At 67.5% G+C, this 17,956-nt stretch carries 19 protein-coding genes and 1 pseudogene; 13 read left to right on the top strand and 7 right to left on the bottom strand.

The genetic code is table 11. From position 1 onward, the window contains the following. Positions 1-4 precede the first annotated feature (4 nt). The 4 genes from C2L71_RS03025 to C2L71_RS03005 form a co-directional block, all read right to left on the bottom strand. On the bottom strand, positions 5-460 hold the full coding sequence (locus C2L71_RS03025; protein ID WP_103264319.1) for a MarR family winged helix-turn-helix transcriptional regulator: 456 nt from the start codon (positions 458-460) through the stop codon (positions 5-7). 126 nt (positions 461-586) lie between these two features. Beyond that, the gene (locus C2L71_RS03020; RefSeq protein WP_103264464.1) at positions 587-1,684 is read right to left on the bottom strand and encodes a dipeptidase; all 1,098 of its coding nucleotides are present in this window, start codon (positions 1,682-1,684) and stop codon (positions 587-589) included. Positions 1,685-1,841: 157 nt separating this feature from the next. Then, positions 1,842-5,330: a transcription-repair coupling factor gene (gene mfd, locus C2L71_RS03015; protein WP_103264318.1), complete on the bottom strand. Its 3,489-nt coding sequence runs from the start codon at positions 5,328-5,330 to the stop codon at positions 1,842-1,844. 489 nt (positions 5,331-5,819) lie between these two features. After that, on the bottom strand, positions 5,820-6,014 hold the full coding sequence (locus tag C2L71_RS03005) for a hypothetical protein (RefSeq protein ID WP_103264316.1): 195 nt from the start codon (positions 6,012-6,014) through the stop codon (positions 5,820-5,822). A gap of 113 nt (positions 6,015-6,127) precedes the next feature. Here C2L71_RS03005 and nth point away from each other — a divergent pair, with 113 nt between their 5' ends. From nth to C2L71_RS02985, 4 genes are all read left to right on the top strand, one after another. Beyond that, positions 6,128-6,790 carry an endonuclease III gene (gene nth, locus C2L71_RS03000; protein WP_103264315.1) on the top strand — a complete coding sequence of 221 codons (663 nt, stop codon included), beginning with the start codon at positions 6,128-6,130 and terminating at the stop codon, positions 6,788-6,790. 36 nt (positions 6,791-6,826) lie between these two features. Beyond that, positions 6,827-7,117 carry a P-loop NTPase family protein gene (locus C2L71_RS02995; RefSeq protein ID WP_103264314.1) on the top strand — a complete coding sequence of 97 codons (291 nt, stop codon included), beginning with the start codon at positions 6,827-6,829 and terminating at the stop codon, positions 7,115-7,117. A gap of 103 nt (positions 7,118-7,220) precedes the next feature. Then, complete coding sequence (locus C2L71_RS02990; RefSeq protein WP_103264313.1) at positions 7,221-7,634, top strand: cupin domain-containing protein; 414 nt, start codon at positions 7,221-7,223, stop codon at positions 7,632-7,634. A 75-nt stretch (positions 7,635-7,709) separates the two neighbouring features. Continuing rightward, the gene (locus C2L71_RS02985; RefSeq protein ID WP_103264312.1) at positions 7,710-8,852 is read left to right on the top strand and encodes an aldo/keto reductase; all 1,143 of its coding nucleotides are present in this window, start codon (positions 7,710-7,712) and stop codon (positions 8,850-8,852) included. Between the two features lie 188 nt (positions 8,853-9,040). On the opposite strand, the pseudogene C2L71_RS02980 reads toward C2L71_RS02985, so the two are convergent. After that, positions 9,041-9,415: pseudogene (locus C2L71_RS02980) on the bottom strand (carboxymuconolactone decarboxylase family protein); the annotation flags it as partial. A gap of 148 nt (positions 9,416-9,563) precedes the next feature. Between C2L71_RS02980 and C2L71_RS02975 the strand changes: the two are divergent. The 9 genes from C2L71_RS02975 to C2L71_RS02935 all read left to right on the top strand — a co-directional run bounded on the left by C2L71_RS02975 (position 9,564) and on the right by C2L71_RS02935 (position 16,497). Continuing rightward, on the top strand, positions 9,564-10,007 hold the full coding sequence (locus C2L71_RS02975; protein ID WP_103264310.1) for a MarR family winged helix-turn-helix transcriptional regulator: 444 nt from the start codon (positions 9,564-9,566) through the stop codon (positions 10,005-10,007). Further along, on the top strand, positions 10,004-10,879 hold the full coding sequence (locus C2L71_RS02970) for a transporter substrate-binding domain-containing protein (RefSeq protein WP_103264309.1): 876 nt from the start codon (positions 10,004-10,006) through the stop codon (positions 10,877-10,879). The genes C2L71_RS02975 and C2L71_RS02970 overlap by 4 nt, the downstream gene beginning before the upstream one ends. 106 nt (positions 10,880-10,985) lie before the next feature. Then, a complete protein-coding gene (locus C2L71_RS02965) occupies positions 10,986-11,789 on the top strand; it encodes an amino acid ABC transporter permease (protein ID WP_204600449.1) in 804 nt (267 codons plus the stop codon). Further along, a complete protein-coding gene (locus tag C2L71_RS02960; protein ID WP_204600448.1) occupies positions 11,779-12,510 on the top strand; it encodes an amino acid ABC transporter ATP-binding protein in 732 nt (243 codons plus the stop codon). Before C2L71_RS02965 ends, C2L71_RS02960 begins: the two co-directional genes overlap by 11 nt. Then, positions 12,507-13,367: an ATP-grasp domain-containing protein gene (locus C2L71_RS02955; RefSeq protein WP_204600447.1), complete on the top strand. Its 861-nt coding sequence runs from the start codon at positions 12,507-12,509 to the stop codon at positions 13,365-13,367. Before C2L71_RS02960 ends, C2L71_RS02955 begins: the two co-directional genes overlap by 4 nt. 22 nt (positions 13,368-13,389) lie before the next feature. After that, positions 13,390-14,064, top strand: a complete 675-nt coding sequence (locus C2L71_RS02950; protein ID WP_103264306.1) for a 4Fe-4S dicluster domain-containing protein — start codon at positions 13,390-13,392, stop codon at positions 14,062-14,064. 229 nt (positions 14,065-14,293) lie between these two features. After that, positions 14,294-14,833 (top strand): CarD family transcriptional regulator, encoded by a 540-nt coding sequence (locus C2L71_RS02945; RefSeq protein WP_103264305.1) that lies wholly within the window; start codon positions 14,294-14,296, stop codon positions 14,831-14,833. A 78-nt stretch (positions 14,834-14,911) separates the two neighbouring features. After that, entirely contained in the window at positions 14,912-15,742 is an 831-nt protein-coding gene (locus C2L71_RS02940) for a DNA-formamidopyrimidine glycosylase family protein (RefSeq protein ID WP_103264304.1), read from the top strand. A 155-nt stretch (positions 15,743-15,897) separates the two neighbouring features. Continuing rightward, positions 15,898-16,497, top strand: coding sequence for a helix-turn-helix domain-containing protein (locus C2L71_RS02935; protein WP_103264303.1), 600 nt, complete (start codon positions 15,898-15,900; stop codon positions 16,495-16,497). Positions 16,498-16,545: 48 nt separating this feature from the next. Here C2L71_RS02935 and C2L71_RS02930 read toward each other — a convergent pair whose 3' ends face one another. Then, on the bottom strand, positions 16,546-17,100 hold the full coding sequence (locus C2L71_RS02930) for a flavodoxin domain-containing protein (RefSeq protein WP_103264302.1): 555 nt from the start codon (positions 17,098-17,100) through the stop codon (positions 16,546-16,548). Continuing rightward, positions 17,097-17,738 (bottom strand): TetR/AcrR family transcriptional regulator, encoded by a 642-nt coding sequence (locus tag C2L71_RS02925; RefSeq protein ID WP_103264301.1) that lies wholly within the window; start codon positions 17,736-17,738, stop codon positions 17,097-17,099. Before C2L71_RS02925 ends, C2L71_RS02930 begins: the two co-directional genes overlap by 4 nt. Positions 17,739-17,956: the final 218 nt, after the last annotated feature.

The following is a 17,956-nucleotide window of genomic DNA, read 5'->3' as shown; positions in this document are numbered from 1 at the left end:
GCGCTCACCCCTTCTCCGGATAGGGCAGAGCTTCCACCTGAGCACGTAAAAGCTCCAGGTAGGCGCGAGAAAGTCGCAGTAGTGCCTCGCACTCCTCAGGCGACATGGCGGCGAAAGCGGCTTCCTCAGCCTCCACCACCGGGCGGATGCATGCCGCCACCAGTTCGCGGCCCGACCGCGTCAGATGAAGATGCGTTCCGCGGCCACGTTCGACCCGAAGCTCTACGATTCCCGCGCGCTCCAACTTGTGCACCGAGGTGTTCACCGTCTGCTTCGTCATGCCAGAAGCCGCACACACATCCTTCTGGAGACAGCCGTCGCCTAGATCGTCAAGGGCATACAGGATGTCGAAGGCGCTGTCGGACAGACCCATCCTTGCAGCCACGTGGTGGTACAGCTCGTCCCCGAGTCTGAACAGGTTGTTGAATTCGCGATTGGCGCGCGTCGTCCGTGCGTCCATGGCGTCGCTACCTCCGTCGCTTCGTTCCGTAAGTCCGATATCGTACCCGCGGTATTTAAGTCCGAAATCGGATTCGGGTCAACACAGTTCACAGAACGCCCATGGCAAGCGACGGCGAATATCGTCCTATGCCTCCTCCGCGCGCACGAAGAACGCGCGTGCGTTTCCGAAGAACGCCTTGTCGGCCGCCGCTCTGCCGAAGCGGCTCGCGATGAGCGCGTGCAGGGCTCCTGCTCGGTCGCAGGGATCGAGCCAACTGGGAACATCGCAGCCGTCGTAGTCGCTGCCGAGCGCGAGCGTATCCTCGCCTGCAACCTCCAGCACATGGTCCACGTGGCGCAGCACGTCGTCAGGCGTAGGATCGGCGTGCACGTCGGACAGGAATTCCCTGCAGAAGTTAAGACCGACGATCCCGCCTGCGTCGGCGAGCTCTCGCAGCTGCCAGTCGGTGAGGTTGCGCGGATGGCCGCATACAGCGCGCGCATTGGAATGCGACGCGGCAAAGGGACGCGTCGCGACCGCGCACACGTCCTTGAAGCCGGCATCGTTCACGTGCGACACGTCCACCGCGATGCCGCGCAGCTCCAGCTCGCGCATGCAAACTCGCCCGAAACCGGTAAGCCCGTCAGTCGTGTCGTTGCCGCTGCCCAGAGCGTTGCGCCCGTTCCATGTAAGCGTGACCATGCGCACGCCGGTTTCCGCAAGCACGTCGAGGCGCGCCTCGGCGTCCGCATCGTCCTCGAGAAACGACGCGCCTTCCACCGTGAGCATGCCCGCCGTCTTGCCCTCCGCGAACGCCGCCTCCATCCCTTCGACCGTGCGTACCTGCAAAAGGCGCTCGGCGCACCGATCCAGCTCGTCGGACCAAAAGCCTCGCACGCGCTCAAAGAAGGACCAAGCAGCATCGCCGCGCAGTTTGTCAGGCACAAACACCGCGAAGCATTGGCACCAATCGAACGGCGCTGTCCTCGCAAGCGAGATGTGGGCGTCATTGTCCGCGAGCGTGCGCATGCGCGCGGCCGGAACGTGCGCGTCGTGAGCGGCGAACCCGCCGGGAGCAGAGGCTTCGCCATGGAGCGCCAACCGATCGAGCGTGTCGGAGTGCAAGTCGAACACGCGCAGGCGCCCTTGCGCGGAACCCGCATCCGCGCAGTCGCCCAACGCCTCCCCCAGTCGCACCGCGTCTTCGACAGCGCAGTCATTGAAGGTCAAAAACGCTCCCATACACGTATCTCCTTTCGAAGCACATCGAGCGCGCGAGGTGTCGGCGATGCCGAGCGTCCTCGCCATGCGGCTGATCGCGCAGGTCACCTGACTCAGGCGCAGCGCGACGCCGAGCACCGCGCCAGAACCGTTGCCGAACCTGCCTTAGCGGCCTCGCTCATCCCGCCAATTCTTTCAGAAACTCTGACACAGGCCCGAGCAGGTTATCGCCCTCGTCCAGTTTGAAGTAGCGCAGCGGCAGCTGCAGCTTGCGCTTGTCCGCCAGGTAGCGGCCGCCCGCGCGGCGCAATCCCGTCATCCGGTCGCGCGAGACGTCGATGGGTTCCACCACCAAACGGCCCCCCGTCACCGACACGGTCTTGATATGATGCTCGTTCGCGAAAGCCTTGATACGGGCGCGCTCAAGCAGGTTCTTCGCAGCCTGCGGCATGTCGGGGCGCTTATCGGCTAAGTCGGCGGCCACGTCCTCCACCGCCTGCCCGGTGGCGGCCGAGGCGATCTTGCGGTACCAGAGCACCCGCTCGTCGGCGTCGGGCACGTAGTCCTCGGGCAGGTAGGTGTGCCCCGGCACGTTCACCGTGATGTCGGAGAGCGCGGGGGGCAGCTGGTCCATGGCCTTGAGGTCGCCTTCGCGCGTGGCATTCACGGCCTGGGCGAGCATCTGCGCGAACAGGTCAAAGCCCACGGCCGACATGTTGCCCGATTGCTCAGCACCCATGAGGCTGCCGGCTCCGCGTATCTCCAGGTCGCGCATAGCGATGCGCATGCCGCTGCCCAGGTCGGTGTGCTCGTCGAGCGCGGTGAGGCGCGCCTGGGCCTCCTCGGTCAGGCTCACGTGCTCGGGGAACATGAAGTAGGCGTAGGCCTGCGTCGACGAGCGGCCCACGCGGCCTTTCAGCTGGTACATCTGCGCCAGGCCGTAGCGCTGCGAGTCCTCGATGATGAGCGTGTTCGTGTGCGGATTGTCGATGCCGCTCTCGATGATGGTGGTGGCCACGAGCACGTCCAGCTCACCGGCGCTGAAGTCCTCCATCACGCGCTCCAGCTCCTCCTTCGACATCTGCCCGTGCGCCACGCCCACGCGCGCCTCGCCGGCGGCGGCCGCCACACGGCCCACGGCCTCCTCCATGGTGCGCACACGGTTGGACACGTAGTACACCTGCCCGCCGCGCGCCAGCTCGCGCCGGATGGCGGCGCTCACCAAGTCGGGGTCCCACTCGCCCACGTGCACCTCGACGGGGCGGCGCTCGTCGGGAGGTGTGAGGATGAGGCTCATGTCGCGCACGCCCGACAGGCTCATCTGCATGGTGCGCGGGATGGGCGTGGCCGAGAGCGTGAGCACGTCGATCGACTCGCGCAGGTTCTTCAGCTGCTCCTTGTGGCCCACGCCGAAGCGCTGTTCCTCGTCGATGATCACGAGCCCCAGGTCGTGCGGGTTCACGTCGCGCGAGAGAAGCCGGTGCGTGCCCACGAGAATGTCCACGTCGCCCTCTTGGAACCCGCGCAGCGCCTCGGCCTGCTGGGCGGGCGTGCGGAAGCGCGAGAGCACCTCCACGCGCACGCGATAAGGCTCGCAGCGCTCCTTGAAGTTCGTGAAGTGCTGCTGCGCGAGGATGGTGGTGGGACAGAGCACCATGACCTGCTTGGAGTCCTGCGTGGCCTTGAACGCGGCACGGATGGCCACCTCGGTCTTGCCGAAGCCCACATCGCCGCAGATCAAGCGATCCATGGGCTTGGCGGACTGCATGTCGGCCTTCACGTCGGCGATGGCGGACAGCTGGTCGGGCGTCTCCTGGTAGGGGAACGCCTCCTCCATCTCGCGCTGGGCCGGCGTGTCGGGGCCGAAGCGGTAGCCCTGCACCGTCGCGCGGCGCGTATACACGTCCACCAGGTCGAACGCCAGCTTCTTCGTGGCGGCGCGCGCCTTCTTCATGGCACGCGACCAGTCGGCCGTGTTCAGCCGCGTGAGACGGGGGCTCGCGCCCTCCGGCCCCACGTAGCGCGTGACGCGGTCGAGCTGCTCCACCGGCACGTAGAGCTTGTCGCCCTCGGCGTACTCCAGCAGCAGGTAGTCGCGCGCCGTGCCGTCCACGTCGCGACGCACGAGCTCCTTGAAGTGCGCTACGCCATGCGCTGCATGCACCACGTAGTCGCCCGGTTTGTAGGGAAAGGTGATCTCCGTGATGTCGATACGGCGGGTCGGACGCGAGGGCGAGGCCGCCCCCTGCGTGTCCGACACGCTCACGAGCGCCAGCTTCGCCTTCGGGATGATCATGCCGAGCGGGATGTCCACGTCCACGACGTTCACCACCCCGCGGCGCAGGCGGCGCTTAGCAGCACCCGAGAGCTCGTCGACGTCGCCCTGCACGTCCAGCGTCTCCTGGATGGGCAGGCCCTGGTCCACGAAGGCCAGCTTCATGTCCTGGCGGGCGCGGAAGTTCGGAGCGCTGAACACCACCGTGTAGCCGCCGTCCACGAGCGTCCGCAAGCGGCCGTACAGCTTGTCGGGGTGTCCCGCCACCTCCACGCGCTTGACCGGCAGCTCGTCGTCGATCTGCCCGCCCACGCGCATGATGGACACGTACGTGGCCCGCTGGCCGTCGCCGAAGCTCACATTCGATGGCTCGACATACAGACCCGCCGCACCGATGCCCGAGCCCTTCGCTCGTCCGACGATGTCGTCATAGGCGTGCACCATATCGTCGAAGAGCGAGCGCGGCTCGATGAGCGCGGTAAGCGCTCCAGGACGCACGTAGTCCCCGAGCGTAGAGGTAGCATTGTACAGATACGGAAGGAGCGCGTCCGATCCCTCAAAGCGCAAGCCGCCTTCGAGCTTCTCCAGCATGTCACGTAAAGCCGGGTTTGTCTGAGCAGGTCGCTCGAGCTTGTCGCGAGCGCGGACAAGAGCGCTCTTGGTAGCCGCAAACTCAACGATCGGATACACGTCAACATGCGAAAGCGAAGAGATGGTCTGTCCGGTGGTGGGCACGATGCGGCGGATCTCGTCCAGCTCGTCGCCGAAGAAGTCGAGCCTCACCGGGTACACCAGGTTGCCGGGGAACACGTCCAGGGTGCCGCCGCGCACGGCGAACGTGCCGGGACCGTCCAGCTCTCCGGTGTTCTGGTAACCGCGCTCCTCCAGGGCCCGCGCCACGTCCCCGAACTCGGCTATGCCCGCCGCCTTCGAGCCCTCCATGTCCGCCAGCTCGCGGCCGGCCTCGAACGAAAGCGGCAGATGGACGTCCGACCCCACCGGCGGCAGCGCGCGCACGAGGGAGCGGGCGCTGGCCACCACCACGGCCTCGCGGCCGGACGCCAGGGCGTGCACGACCTCCATGCGCCGCGCTGCCTGGGCCGGATCGCTCGGCTTGCTGCCCCACGGGTAGTCGGCGCGCTCGGGGAAGCGCATGACGCGCTCGTCGCCCAGATACGCCGCCACCTGGCGCGCGAACGCCACGGCTGCGTCCTCACCCGCCACCACGACGAGCGTCGTCTGCGGCCGGTGTGCGAACCGCGCCGCCACGAGGAACGGGCGCGCCGACGAGGCCACGCCCAGCGTACCGTCCTCCCCCGCGTCCAGTCTACCCCAGAACGCGTCGAGACAGCCCGATTTCTCCAGGGTGAACGTCAGTGAGTCGATGAGCATGGCGTGTCCTCTTCCATATGCGAGCAGCACGAAAAGCCGCGTGAAAGCGGCTTCGTGCGTATGGTTGCGCGGCGGGCCGCCCGCGGACGGCCGGGGAGCAGTATACCGCGCCGCGGACGGCCGCCGCAGGGCCGAAACCGCCTCGTGAAGGAGAAACCACAGGCGGCAAACCGATGTATCGAAAGAACGGGGGATTCGGCGCACGTTCCGGAGGTCCCTTCCGAATTCAAGGGCCCCCGTCACCGTTTCGACCGCTGTGAAGCGCTTCGGCGGCAAGAAAGGACTCGACGCAGTTCGCGACCTGCGCAAACGCACAGAGGACAACAGATCCGCCGTCGAACTGGGGGCTCCGAGCGCGCGAAAAGGCTTCACAGCGGTCGAAACGGTGACTATCGGAACGCTTTTTCGGCGTTGCATCGAGACTGTGGAGGATTCGACGCCTTGGGCCCCGGGCCTCGCGCTGCGTTCAGGATGACATAGGCCCCGCCGCTACCGCACGCCGGACGCCGCCACGACCTTGTCCCACGGCTGGAAGTCCGGGTTGTCCCGCCGGCCACGGCTTCCGCGCAGCCGTCCCAGGAACACGACGCGGTCGGCGTCGCAACGCTCGATCGCCGCGTCGACCTGCGGCAGGATCAGCTCGTGCTTCAAATGCGTCTCGCCCACCACCAACGTCGCGCCCATGGACCTGCCTTTCCTCGCGACAACGTGCCGTCGCCTCCCAGTATAGCGGCAACGTGTCCGCGAAGTTCGCTATACTGGCCAGTGCCACCACCGCAATGACCGAAGGAGATCCTATGCCGCGTGAGACCATGGCCGCCAAGCGGGAGCGCGCGCTCGAGGTGGCGCGCCGCATGAACGAGCACTATCCGGCCGCCGAGTGCGCGCTCGTATACGGCGGAGACCCGTTCCGCCTGACCATCGCCGTGCTGCTGTCCGCGCAGACCACGGACAAGGGCGTAAACAAGGTCACTCCCAAGCTCTGGGAGCGCTACCCCACGCCGGCCGATCTCGCCTCCGCCGACGTGCGCGACGTGGAGGACATCATCCGCACCATAGGGTTCTACCATACGAAGGCGGCGAACGTCATCAAGGCCGCCCGCATGGTGGTGGCCGACTACGGCGGCGAGATCCCGCATGACATCGACGAGCTGCAGAAGCTGTCGGGCGTGGGCCGCAAGACGGCGAACGTGGTGCTGAACGAGGCGTTCGGCATCGTGGAGGGCATCGCGGTTGACACGCACGTGTTCCGCATCGCGCACCGTCTGAAGTTCGCCGGCCCCTCGGCCGACACGCCGGCGAAGACCGAGAGCGCCCTGCTCAAGCTCTACCCGCGCGCGTGGTGGGGGCCCATCAACCACCAGTGGGTGCTGTTCGGCCGCGAGACGTGCATCGCGCGCAACCCGAAATGCGGGACATGCTTCGTCTGCGACCTCTGCCCCAGCTGCGGCAAGGTGTAGGGTCCCTTGACTCCCCTTCGGCGAAAGGATCCTGCTTTGGACACCCTCACCATCGTCGGCACGCGCGAAGGCAACCTGCGCGACATCACGCTCGCCATCCCCAAGGGCAAGATCACCGTGTTCGCGGGCGTGTCGAGGTCGGGCACGTCCACCCTGCTCGTGGACGTGCTGGCAACCGAGTGCCAGCGCCTACACTTGGAGGCCCTCTCGGGCCCCGATGGAGGCAATGCCGGCGGGCGCCTCATGTTCGCGGGAACCCCTGCCGCCCTTGCCGCCCACGGCGAGGGCGCCACGGCCGCCTGCCTGCGCCGGACGCTCGGGAGGTAGCGGAAGGTCGGCAGGGCTCGGCGCGCGGGAAAGCCCTTGACTTCGAGTGCGCTCCAAGGGGTATCGTAGGCGGAACGACACATCGCGAACCCAGGAGGCACCCATGAGCGTCACCACGACCCTCGAGCGCGAAATCTTCCCGCGCGGCGAGAAGAACTCCTTCGGCCAATACTTCGTCGGACAGAGCTACCTGCACATGCTCTCCACCGAGCAGGTGTCCATCGGCAACGTCACGTTCGAACCCGGCTGCCGCAACAACTGGCACGTCCACCATGCCGACGAGGGCGGCGGGCAGATACTGCTAGTCACGGGCGGGCGTGGCTGGTACCAGGAATGGGGGCGCTCGGCCCGCGCGCTCAAGGCAGGCGACGTGGTGAACATCCCCGCCAACGTGAAGCACTGGCACGGCGCCGCCGCCGACAGCTGGTTCGCGCACCTAGCTGTGGAGGTGCCTGCCGTGAACGGCTCGAACGAGTGGTGCGAACCGGTGGGCGATGAGGAGTACGCGGCGCTGTAGCGCGCGGAAGAACACGCCCGCGCAGGTGCGTTCGGCGGTATTATTGAAGCACGGAGAAACAAGCAAGGGGGAACTATGCGCTATCGGGAACTGGGCAGCACCGGCCTCGAGGTAAGCGAGGTCGGCTTCGGCGCCGAGTGGATGGAGAAGAAGTCGACCGCCGAGGTGAAGGCCGTCGCGGACGCGTGCGTCGCCGCCGGCATCAACATCCTGGACTGCTGGATGGCCGAACCTGAGGTGCGCAGCAACTTGGGCGCGGCCATCGCGAACAACCGCGACCGTTGGATCATCCAGGGGCACATCGGCTCAACGTGGCAGAACGGCCAGTACACGCGCACGCGCGATTTGGCCTTCGCACGTCCCGCGTTCGAGGACCTGCTGGCACGCCTGAGCACCGATCACGTGGAGCTGGGCATGATCCACTACGTGGACGACCTGGAGGAATACGAGGGCATCATGGCAGGCGGTTTCATCGGGTACGTGCGCGCACTCAAAGCCACGGGCACGATCGGCCACATCGGGCTCTCCACCCACAACCCCCAGGTGGCGTTGCAGGCCGCGCTCTCCGGCGAGGTCGAGGCCATTATGTTCAGCGTGAACCCCGCCTTCGACCTGCTGCCCGCAACGGCCAGCCTGGACGACGCGTTCACGTTCGACTACTCCGACGAGCTGGCCGGCATGGACCCGGCGCGCGCCCGGCTCTACGCCGTCTGCGAGCGCGAGGGCGTGGGCCTCACCGTCATGAAAGGCTACGCAGGCGGGCGGCTGCTCGACGCCGACGCGTCACCGTTCGGTGTGGCGATGACGCCCGTGCAGTGCATCCACTACGCGCTCACCCGCCCCGCCGTGGCCAGCATCATGGCCGGCTTCGACACGCCCGCCCACGTGGCGGACGCGGTTGCCTACGAAAGCGCGACCGACGCCGAGCGCGACTACGCCAGCGTGCTGGCCGGCGCGCCGAGCCACGCCTACTATGGCCAGTGCACGTACTGCGGGCACTGCGCGCCGTGCCCCTCGGGCATCGACATCGCCCTGGTGAACAAGTTCTACGACCTGGCCGCGATGCAGGACGAGGTGCCCGCCGGCGTGCGCGCCCACTACGGGGCCCTGAACGCTGCGGCCGACGACTGCATCGCCTGCCGAGCCTGCGAGCCGCGCTGCCCCTTCGGCGTGCCCATAGCCGAGCGCATGGAGCAGGCCGCCGCCCTGTTCGCGTAGGAGCCGAGCCCCGAGCCGACTGGGGGCTCGGGGCTCGGTATGGCCGGCGCGCCCGCAACCGCGGTAACGCGAAAAACGGCTCCGCAGTCACACTTTTGGGCGCTGTGAAGCCTTTCGGGCGCCGTCGAAGCGCAGCAGGCGCTTCGACGTCACGAACCAGACGGCGTAATCCCAGGTCGCCTATTATCCTACGATGCGCGTCCGCCCCAAAACCCTTCACAGCGACCGTTTTTGTGCGTTCCGGGCCGTTTCCGGCGCAAAAACCCTCCCGCGCCGCCTCGCGCCTCGCCTCTCGCGTCCGCCGCGCCGCCTGCCGGCGCTACTCCCCCGACGCCCTTGGCCGCAAAGCGCTCGGCGGCCTCGTCGATGCAGGCGAGCGCGTTCAGAGCGCGCGGGTAGCCCACGTAGGGGATGCACTGCGACACGGCGCCCACCAAAAGCTCCTTGCCGTTGCCCAGCCTCAGGTTGCCCAGGGCGTGGCCCGTCAGCTGCGTCTCGCAGCCGCCCTGCGTGGCCAGCAGGCACAGCGTGACCAGCTCGCGCTCGGCCAGGGTCAGGCCGCCGCGCGTGTACCATAATTGCTACTTTTTCTAGTATTTATGAACGCCGCAAGGCCGACCCCTCCCCCGCGGCAGGCGGCAGACGCTTTTGACATTACTTTGACATCAAAGTATAATCTCCGAGCATCCGACGCATCGAAAGGAGGTCGGCTTGCGCGGAACCGTCAACCAACTGGCCCGGACGCTCGCCCTGGCGAACCGCTTCATTACCGAGCAGCTCGAGCAGCACGGCCTCGCGGGGATCGCGCCCTCGCACGGCGACATCTTTGTGCAGCTGTTCGCGCACGGCGAGCTGCCCATGAGCGAGCTGGCCCAGCGCATCGGCCGTGACCCGTCCACCGTTACCGCCCTCGTGAGAAAGCTCGCAGTCGGCGGCTACGTGTCCACAGCGAAGCTGCCCGAGGACAAGCGCGTGACGCTCGTGGCGCTCACCGAGCGCGGGCGACGGCTGCAGTCCGTGTTCGAGTCCATCTCGAACACGCTCGCCGACGTGCAGTGCCGCGGCCTGGGCGACGTAGAGCTGGAGGCGCTCGACCGCACGCTTCGCACGATGCAGGAGAACTTCGAAACCGCTCTGGAGGGAGAACACGCATGAACACCACCGCCCCCACCCGCCCTCGCCGCCTGCGCGCGGCCCTCGCCGCCTGCGCGCTCGTCGCGGCGACGCTCCTCGCCCTGACCGCCTGCTCGTCGAACGGCGGCGCAGAAAGCTCGAACGACGCCGCGCCCGCGGGCGACAACGACGACAAGACGCTGACCGTGGCCATGGAACTGGCCTATCCCCCGTTCGAGACGAAGGACGACGCAGGCAATCCCAGCGGCGTGTCCGTGGACTTCATGAAGGACTTCGGCGCGGCGTACGGCTACGACGTAGTCATCGAGAACACCGCGTTCGACGGCCTCATCCCCATGGTGCAGACCGGCAAGGCCGACTGCCTCATGTCGTCCATCACCATCACGGACGCCCGCAAGGAGTCGGTGGACTTCTCCGACCCCTACGCCATGGCGCAGCTGGCTATCCTGGCGAACGCCCAATCGGGCATCGGCAGCATCGACGATTTGAACCAGGCCGGCAGGAAGGTGGCCGTGAAGACCGGCTCCACCGGCGATGTGTTCGCCACGAAGAACCTTACCAATGCAGAAATTGTGCGCCTGGCTGACGAAAGCGCGTGCGTGACCGAGGTCGTGCAAGGCAAGGCCGACGGCTTTTTGTACGACCAGCTGACCATCTACCGCAATAATCAGAAGAATCCCGACACCACCGAGGCCGTGTTCATCCCGTTCCAAGATCCCGAATACTGGGGTATCGCCGTCGAAAAGGGTAACGACGAGCTTTTGAGTCAGTTGAACGAGTTCATCGCCCAGTCCAAGGTCGACGGTGAGTTCGACCGCCTGACCGAGAAGCACCTGGCCGCCGAGAAGGCCGCCTTCGACGAGCTGGGCTTCACGTGGTTCTTCGACTTCTAAGCCGTAGAGCCAGTCCGTTCACGACCGGGGCAAAGCGGCCCGCGGCGGCGCAATGCCGCGGACCTCGGCGCCTCCCTGCGATCCGACCGTTTGAGAAAGGCGCCCGTTGAAAGCACCCTCACCGCTCGCCCGCCCGTTCACGGCGGCGCCCCGCCAGGAAACGCCGCCGCTCAAGGCCGCGGCGAACTACCTTTTGGTCTGCGTCGCCGTGATCGCCGTGTTCTGGGTCTCGCTCGGCATGGCCGGCATCACGCTGAACTTCGACTTCGTGGAGCAGTACCGCGACCGCATCGGCAGCGGCTTCCTGCTCACGGTGGAGCTCTCGGCGGCCAGCCTCGTGGCCAGCATGGCCATCGGCGTGCCCGTGGCCCTGGGGCAGAGCGCGCGCGTGCTGCCCGTGCGCTACCTGTGCGACCTGTACGTGAAGCTCGTGCGCGGCACGCCGCTGCTCGTGCAGATCTACCTGTTCTACTACATCATCGGCACGGCGTGGGGCATCGACAACAAGGTGGTGGCGGGCGTCGTTATCCTGTCCGTGTTCGCCGGCGCCTACATCGCCGAGATCGTGCGCGGCAGTCTGCTGTCCATCGACGAAGGCCAGCTGGAGGCCGCCCGCGCCGTAGGCTTCACGCGCGCGCAGACCGTGCGCCACGTGGTGCTGCCTCAGCTGGTGGCGCGCACGCTGCCGGCACTCACCGGGCAGTTCGCCACCATCGTGAAGGACTCGTCGCTCCTGTCGGTTATCGCGGTCATCGAACTCACGCAGACCATCCGCGAGATCACGGCCACCAACTACAACTTCTTCGGCGGCTTCCTGCTGCTGGGCGGGCTGTACCTGTGCCTGACGCTGCCAATCATGTTCGTGAGCAAGCGCTTCGAGAAGAGGTTTAGCTATGCGCATGAGGCTTGAGCACCTGGAGAAGGGGTTCGACGGCGTGCCCGTGCTGCGCGGCATCGACTTCGATGACGACGTAACCACGCTCGCCGTCATCGGGCCGTCGGGTGGCGGGAAGTCCACGCTCCTGCGCATCGTGGGCGGGCTCATCGCGCCCACGGGCGGCACAGTGGAGGTGGACGGCGAACGCGTGGACTACGACGAGCGCACGCTTCCGTCCTACCGCTCTCAGCTGGGCTTCGTGTTCCAGGCGAGCGGGCTGTTCCACCACTTGAGCGCGCTGGAGAACGTGGCGCTACCGCTTTCCGTGGTTCATGGCGTGCCCGAGGACCAGGCCCGCGAGCGCGCCGCCGACCTGCTCGCGCGCTTCGGGCTGGCGGCCGAGGAGGCCAAGCGCCCCACCCAGCTCTCGGGCGGACAGCAGCAGCGCGTTGCCATCGCACGCGCCGTGGCGGCGTCTCCCAAGATGCTGCTGCTCGACGAGCCCACGAGCGCCCTCGACCCCGAGTACACGAATGATGTGCTTGACCTCATCCGCGACCTCAAGGAGACCGGCACCCGCTTCATCGTGGTCACACACGAGATGGGCTTCGCCCGCCGCGCCTGCGACAAGGTGGCGTTCCTGCACGGCGGGCGCCTGCTGGAATACGGCGAGAGCGCCCGTCTGTTCGACCATCCGGCCACACCGGAGCTGCAGCGATTCTTGGGCAAGCTGTTGGAATGGAGCATCCGATGATAGGCGTGCTGTACGAGTCGGACGAGTGGTCCGACCATAAGCTGGCGGCCGAGCTGGAGGCGTGCGGGGCGCCCGCGCTTCTGCTGGACATGGAGGACGCGGCGAGCGTGCAGGCGGCGCTCGCCTGCGAGATGCTGGTCAGCCGCGTGTTCGCGAGCGCCCGGTTCCGCGGGCACACGGCTTCGCTCGAGCGCATGGCGCGCCTCGCGCGCGCGGCCGAGGAGCGCGGCATCTCGCTGGTGAACCCGGCGCGCGCCCACTTCTTCGAGGTCGACAAGCGCCTTGCGACCGAGACGCTGGCCGCGGCCGGCCTCGTCACGCCCGCCGTCTACGTCTGCGCGCTTCCAAAGGACATCGACCCCGCATCGCTCTCCTACCCCTGCGTGCTCAAGCCGAACTGCGGCGGCCGCACCACCTGCACCGCCATCGCGCGCAGCGCTGAAGAGGCCCGGTCGTTCCTGGCCGAGGCCCCCGCCATCGCGTTCATCGCCGAGGAGTACGTGGAGCCGGCGCGCGGCTTCCTCACGCGCATCGAGGTGGTGGACGGCGCGTGCGCGCTCGTGGTGAAGCGCTCCGTGGCGGACAACGGCCTGTCGGCCTACCGCTTCGGCTCCACCTACGCCGCCTACCCCGACGTTCCCCGCGAAGTCACCGACGCCGCGGAGCGGGCCGCCGCCGTGCTGTCCATCGAGCTGGGCAGCTTCGACGTCATCGAGTGCGGCCGCGGCCCCTGCATCATCGACGCGAACTCCGTGTCGAACGTCTCTGAGGACTGCACCGAGTTTTTGGGGATGGACCTCATGCGCGCCCACGCCGAGGCCATCGCCCGCCGCTGGCACGCCCTGCCCACGAACTGACCTGCGAGAAAGGACCCAGCCCATGCTCACCATGAAGGAAGTCTTCGACCGTTTCGACGAGATCGGCTGCTGCAGCTTCGCCACGCCCGACGGGCACGGCGGCGTGGAGGCGCGCATCGCCCACTTCTTCGCCTACGACGACGAGGGACTCTACCTACGCACCATGGACGTGAAGCCGTTCTACCGCCAGCTTAAACAGAGCGGGCGGCTGGCCGTGAACGGAGAGCGCACGGAGGCCAAGGTCGTGTTCGACGAGAACAACCTGCCCCTGTTCAAGCCCGGCTACCAGATGCGCGTGGCCGGCGAGGTGCGCGAACTATCGATGGCCGAAGTCGAGGCCAAAGCCCCGCACGACCGCAACTTCAACGTGGCCGTGTACGACATCGCCAAGTACCCCGAGACGCGCGTGTTCGTGCTGCACCGCTTCCACGGCGAGCTGTACGACTACGACTACGCCATGGTCAACCGCGACCATAAGCTCCACCGCGAGCGCTTCGCGTTCGGCGGCGACGCGTACGAGGAGCCGGGCCTGCGGATCACGGACGACTGCATCGCCTGCGGCACCTGCCTCGCGGGCTGCTCGTTCAAGGCCATCGTGCCCGGCGAGCCCTATGCCATCCTGGGCGAGCGCTGCGACGAGTGCGGCAACTGCTACCACGCCTGCCCCGCCGGCGCGGCTGTGAGCAAGGGAGAGTAGGGGGAAGGACGGGCGGCGGCCTCGTGCGCACGCACTCGGACGGGCGGCAGAATAATCCTTGCACGGCGCCCGCAAACCGGTCGCCCCTTCCCGCCGCCACCGTTCGCCGATCGCACGCGGGCGCCATCGGCGTCAAACTTGGTACAATAGCTATGCTGATCTGCGCCGTCCTTCTGACGCGATGGAATCGCACAACCGTTTCCCCACCCAATCAGACCAGGAGGTCGCCATGGTTTCCCCCGGAGACATCGTCGTCTACCGCCATCACGTCTGCAAGGTGGCCGCCGTGCGCGAGGCGTACTTCGAGGGCCGGGACTACTTCGAGCTGCACGCGCTGTTCGAGAACTCCCTCAAGCTCTTCGTGGCCGTCCGCGAGGCCGAGCCGCCCACGCTGCGCCCCGCCATGTCGCGCAAGGAGGCACTCGCGCTCATCGACTCCATCGCCAACGCGCAGACCATCGACGAGGACGCCCTGAAGCCGGGTGCGAACACGCCCACACTGCTGGAGCGGCGCCTGAAGGAGGAATACGACAAGCGCCTCAAGACGTTCTCGCCGCAGGACCTCGTGCCTATCATGAAGTCCGTCCACGAGCGCACCGTGCGCCGCTCCGGCGCCGGCCGCCAGATCACCGCCACGGACAAGAAGTACTTCGACCTAGCCGAGAACCTGCTGTGCGACGAGCTGTCCGTATCGCTGGGCATCGAGCGCGACGACGTGCGCGACTTCCTCGTCGATCGCGTGAAGAAGGCCGAGGCTCGCCGTCGCTGACGCATCGCCAGGAACGAGGCCTGTTATACTGGCGGCATCGCGGCCGCAGGGGCCGCGCGCCCACCCAAAGGAGCCCGCATGATCGAGCTGCCCGAAGCCCTCGTTCTCGCCCGGCAGATGTCCGACGCCTTCGCCGGCCGCACCATCGTCGCGGCCGAGGCGAACCACTCGCCCCACCGGTTCGCCTTCTATACGGGCGACCCCGCCACCTACGGGGCGCGCCTCATCGACCGCACCGTGAAGGGCGCGAAGGCCACCGGACCCTACGTAGAACTCGCGCTGGACGACGGCATAACGCTGCTTCTGCGCGAGGGCGTGAACGCACGCTACCTGACATCCGGCGACCCCGTTCCCGCGAAACATCAGTTGCTGCTCGCCTTCGACGACGGCACACATCTCGCCTGCACCGCCTCCATGTACGGCATCTTCTCCCTCGTCGACACCGGTGTGGACGACGACGGGTACTACGTGGCGGCCCGCGACGCCGTGCCCGTGCTGTCGGACGCCTACGACGAGGCGCGCTTTCGCGAACTGGTCGCCAGCGTGCCGCCGTCTACCAGCGTGAAGGCGTTGCTCGCCACCGAGCAGCGCATCCCCGGCGTGGGCAACGGGGTGCTGCAGGACATCCTGCTGAACGCGCGGCTGAACCCCAAGGCGAAGGTCTCCTCTCTCGCGGGCGACGACCTCGCGCGCCTGTTCCGGGCCCTGAAGGACACGATTGCAGCCATGGCCGCGCAGGGCGGCCGCGATGTGGAGCGCGACCTGTACGGCCGACCCGGAGGCTACTGCTGCCTCCTGTCCGCGAAAACGTGGAAGGACGGCTGTCCCGTCTGCGGCGGCGAGGTGACGAGGAAGCCCTACCTGGGAGGCAACGTCTACTACTGCCCCATCTGCCAGCCGCTGGCCTGACCCCCGCCGACCCGCTTGCCCGCGGCCGCCGGCATCTGGTCGGATGCCCGTCAGGCCGGCGCCTGGACCCTCGCACTCTACGGAGCGTTCATTGCGCGCGCCGCCGCGCACAGGTATCGTGGGACGGCACGCGAAACCGAACCAGGAGGAGAACCATGGACGTCAGACGCACCGGCGAGCTCATCCGCAGCCTGCGGGAGGAACGCGGGCTCACGCAGCTCCAGCTGGCGCAGCTCGTGGGCGTGGGCGACAAGGCCGTGTCGAAGTGGGAGCGCGGGGGCGGCTGCCCCGACGTGTCGCTTTTGCCCGCGCTCGCCGAAGAGCTGGGCGCCACCGTCGAAGCGCTTTTGGCAGGCAGCCTCTCCCCCGACGAGCTCCAAGGAGGCACTATGAGGCGCACGGCATTCCGCGTTTGCCCTTCCTGCGGAAACATCATCACCACCACGGGGGACGCCGACGTCTCCTGCTGCGGCAGGAAGCTCGGGCCGCTGCCCGTGCAAGCCGCCGACGACGCGCACGCCGTGCGGGTGGAGGACGCAGAGGGCGACTGGTACCTCACGTTCGACCATCCCATGGAGAAGGCCCACAGCCTGGGCTTCGCCGCCGTCGTGGGCTACGACCGCCTGGCCGTGGAGAAGCTGTACCCCGAGCAGGGCGGCGAGGCGCGCCTGCCGCACCTGCCCGGCGGCACGCTCTACACCTGGTGCACCGAGCACGGCCTCATGCGGCATCCCGCCGCGCGCCCCCGCCGCTAGGCGCATCCGGCTCGGCAAGCGGTCGGCAACGGGCCGGCCGAGCGCCCGTCAGGCCGGCGGCTGGCTGGCCGCGGCCGCCAGCTCGCGCACCCGGGCGACCACCGGCGCGATGGCGGCGCGGTCGGTGCCGTCGAAGCCGCCGCGCATGCCCGAGAGCATCTCGGCGGCGCGTGGGTCGGTGGCCGCCTGCTTCTCCTGCATCTTGAAGAACATCTTCATGGCCAGCTTGTTCGGCAGGCTCAGCCTCTCGTAGGCGAACCCGCCGCGCAGGTAGAACCGCTCCACGCCGTCGAGCTCCGGCGAGGGAAACTCCCGCGCCATCGCCTCGTCCACCATGTCGGTCCACTCCGGCGGCGTCGCGCCCACGGCGAACGCGACGAAGGGGGTGCCCGGGTGCGCTGCCCGGGTGCGCGCGAGCCACTTCTTCCCCACCAGACCGCCCGCATGGAACCAGCCGCCGAACACGACCACGTCGCACGCGCCTGCATCTATCGCGTCAGCCCGCTCCACCGGCACGGCCTCGCAGCCCAGCTCCTCGGCGATCCATTCCGCGTACCGGCGCGTGAACCCTGTCTGCGACGCGTACACCACGATGGCGCTCATCGCGCACCTCCTTCCGCCGCAGCGCCCACAGGCGCCCCGATCGCATGTGCAGAGAAGAACCGTCCCAGGTGGTCGCGTATGAACGGCTCCGCGTCCTCCCAGGGAACGTCCGAGAGCAGCAGCAGGAACACCGGCCCGTAGAACTCGCGCGCGAGGGCACGCGCGTCGTCGAGCGCGAACTGCCCGACGGCCATCAGGTGCTCGAACACCGCGCGCTGGATGGCCAGGGGCTGCTCCACGAACACGAAGCGGAACGCCTCCGCAGCGTGAGCGTCGGCGTACCGGCTTGCGGCCAGCAGCCGGCGCAGCCGAACCATGTCTCCGTCCGCGAAGAAATGCCGGAACCCCGCCAGCACCCGCCGCTCCGTCTCCTCGAACGCACCGGCGTACCCGACGGGGTCCTCGACCGGCGCGGTCATGACGCCCTGCTCCGCGAACACCGCGCGCGTGCGCTCGAGCTGCGCGGCCAGCACCGCGTCGAAGATGGCCTGCTTGCCCGGGAAATGGTTGTAGAGCGACGCATCCTTGATACCCACCGCCGCCGCGATGTCGCGCACGGAAACGGCATGGTACCCCTGCTCCGCGAACAACCCGAACGCCGCCTCGACGATTCGTGCTTTCGTGTTTCCCTCACGCATTCATCCCCCTATAAACTAGCGAATGCTCGCAATTATACTAGCGATCGCTAGTTTTGCAAGAAGTATCGAAACCGGCAGTCGCGCGCCCGAGGTTGGCATGGTCCATGAATTTCTCGATCGCAAAATAACCGTACGAATGTTTTACGTGAAACATTTTGCCGAAGAGAACGTCGAACAGAATCGAGTTGAAGATAGTCCCGCACGGAATGGACTGGAAG

Source organism: Enteroscipio rubneri, from assembly GCF_002899715.1.
Lineage (GTDB): Bacteria > Actinomycetota > Coriobacteriia > Coriobacteriales > Eggerthellaceae > Enteroscipio > Enteroscipio rubneri.
Note: the sequence above shows the minus strand (reverse complement) of the source record. Positions and strands in the feature narration are given on the sequence as shown.

Excerpts from the sequence above, each read along its gene's own strand:
- C2L71_RS03025 (WP_103264319.1), bottom strand. The coding sequence starts at position 460 with ATGGACGCACGGACGACGCGCGCCAATCGCGAATTCAACAACCTGTTC.
- C2L71_RS03020 (WP_103264464.1), bottom strand. The coding sequence starts at position 1,684 with ATGGGAGCGTTTTTGACCTTCAATGACTGCGCTGTCGAAGACGCGGTG.
- mfd (WP_103264318.1), bottom strand. The coding sequence starts at position 5,330 with ATGCTCATCGACTCACTGACGTTCACCCTGGAGAAATCGGGCTGTCTC.
- C2L71_RS03005 (WP_103264316.1), bottom strand. The coding sequence starts at position 6,014 with ATGGGCGCGACGTTGGTGGTGGGCGAGACGCATTTGAAGCACGAGCTG.
- nth (WP_103264315.1), top strand. The coding sequence starts at position 6,128 with ATGCCGCGTGAGACCATGGCCGCCAAGCGGGAGCGCGCGCTCGAGGTG.
- C2L71_RS02990 (WP_103264313.1), top strand. The coding sequence starts at position 7,221 with ATGAGCGTCACCACGACCCTCGAGCGCGAAATCTTCCCGCGCGGCGAG.
- C2L71_RS02985 (WP_103264312.1), top strand. The coding sequence starts at position 7,710 with ATGCGCTATCGGGAACTGGGCAGCACCGGCCTCGAGGTAAGCGAGGTC.
- C2L71_RS02970 (WP_103264309.1), top strand. The coding sequence starts at position 10,004 with ATGAACACCACCGCCCCCACCCGCCCTCGCCGCCTGCGCGCGGCCCTC.
- C2L71_RS02960 (WP_204600448.1), top strand. The coding sequence starts at position 11,779 with ATGAGGCTTGAGCACCTGGAGAAGGGGTTCGACGGCGTGCCCGTGCTG.
- C2L71_RS02955 (WP_204600447.1), top strand. The coding sequence starts at position 12,507 with ATGATAGGCGTGCTGTACGAGTCGGACGAGTGGTCCGACCATAAGCTG.
- C2L71_RS02950 (WP_103264306.1), top strand. The coding sequence starts at position 13,390 with ATGCTCACCATGAAGGAAGTCTTCGACCGTTTCGACGAGATCGGCTGC.
- C2L71_RS02945 (WP_103264305.1), top strand. The coding sequence starts at position 14,294 with ATGGTTTCCCCCGGAGACATCGTCGTCTACCGCCATCACGTCTGCAAG.
- C2L71_RS02940 (WP_103264304.1), top strand. The coding sequence starts at position 14,912 with ATGATCGAGCTGCCCGAAGCCCTCGTTCTCGCCCGGCAGATGTCCGAC.
- C2L71_RS02935 (WP_103264303.1), top strand. The coding sequence starts at position 15,898 with ATGGACGTCAGACGCACCGGCGAGCTCATCCGCAGCCTGCGGGAGGAA.
- C2L71_RS02930 (WP_103264302.1), bottom strand. The coding sequence starts at position 17,100 with ATGAGCGCCATCGTGGTGTACGCGTCGCAGACAGGGTTCACGCGCCGG.
- C2L71_RS02925 (WP_103264301.1), bottom strand. The coding sequence starts at position 17,738 with ATGCGTGAGGGAAACACGAAAGCACGAATCGTCGAGGCGGCGTTCGGG.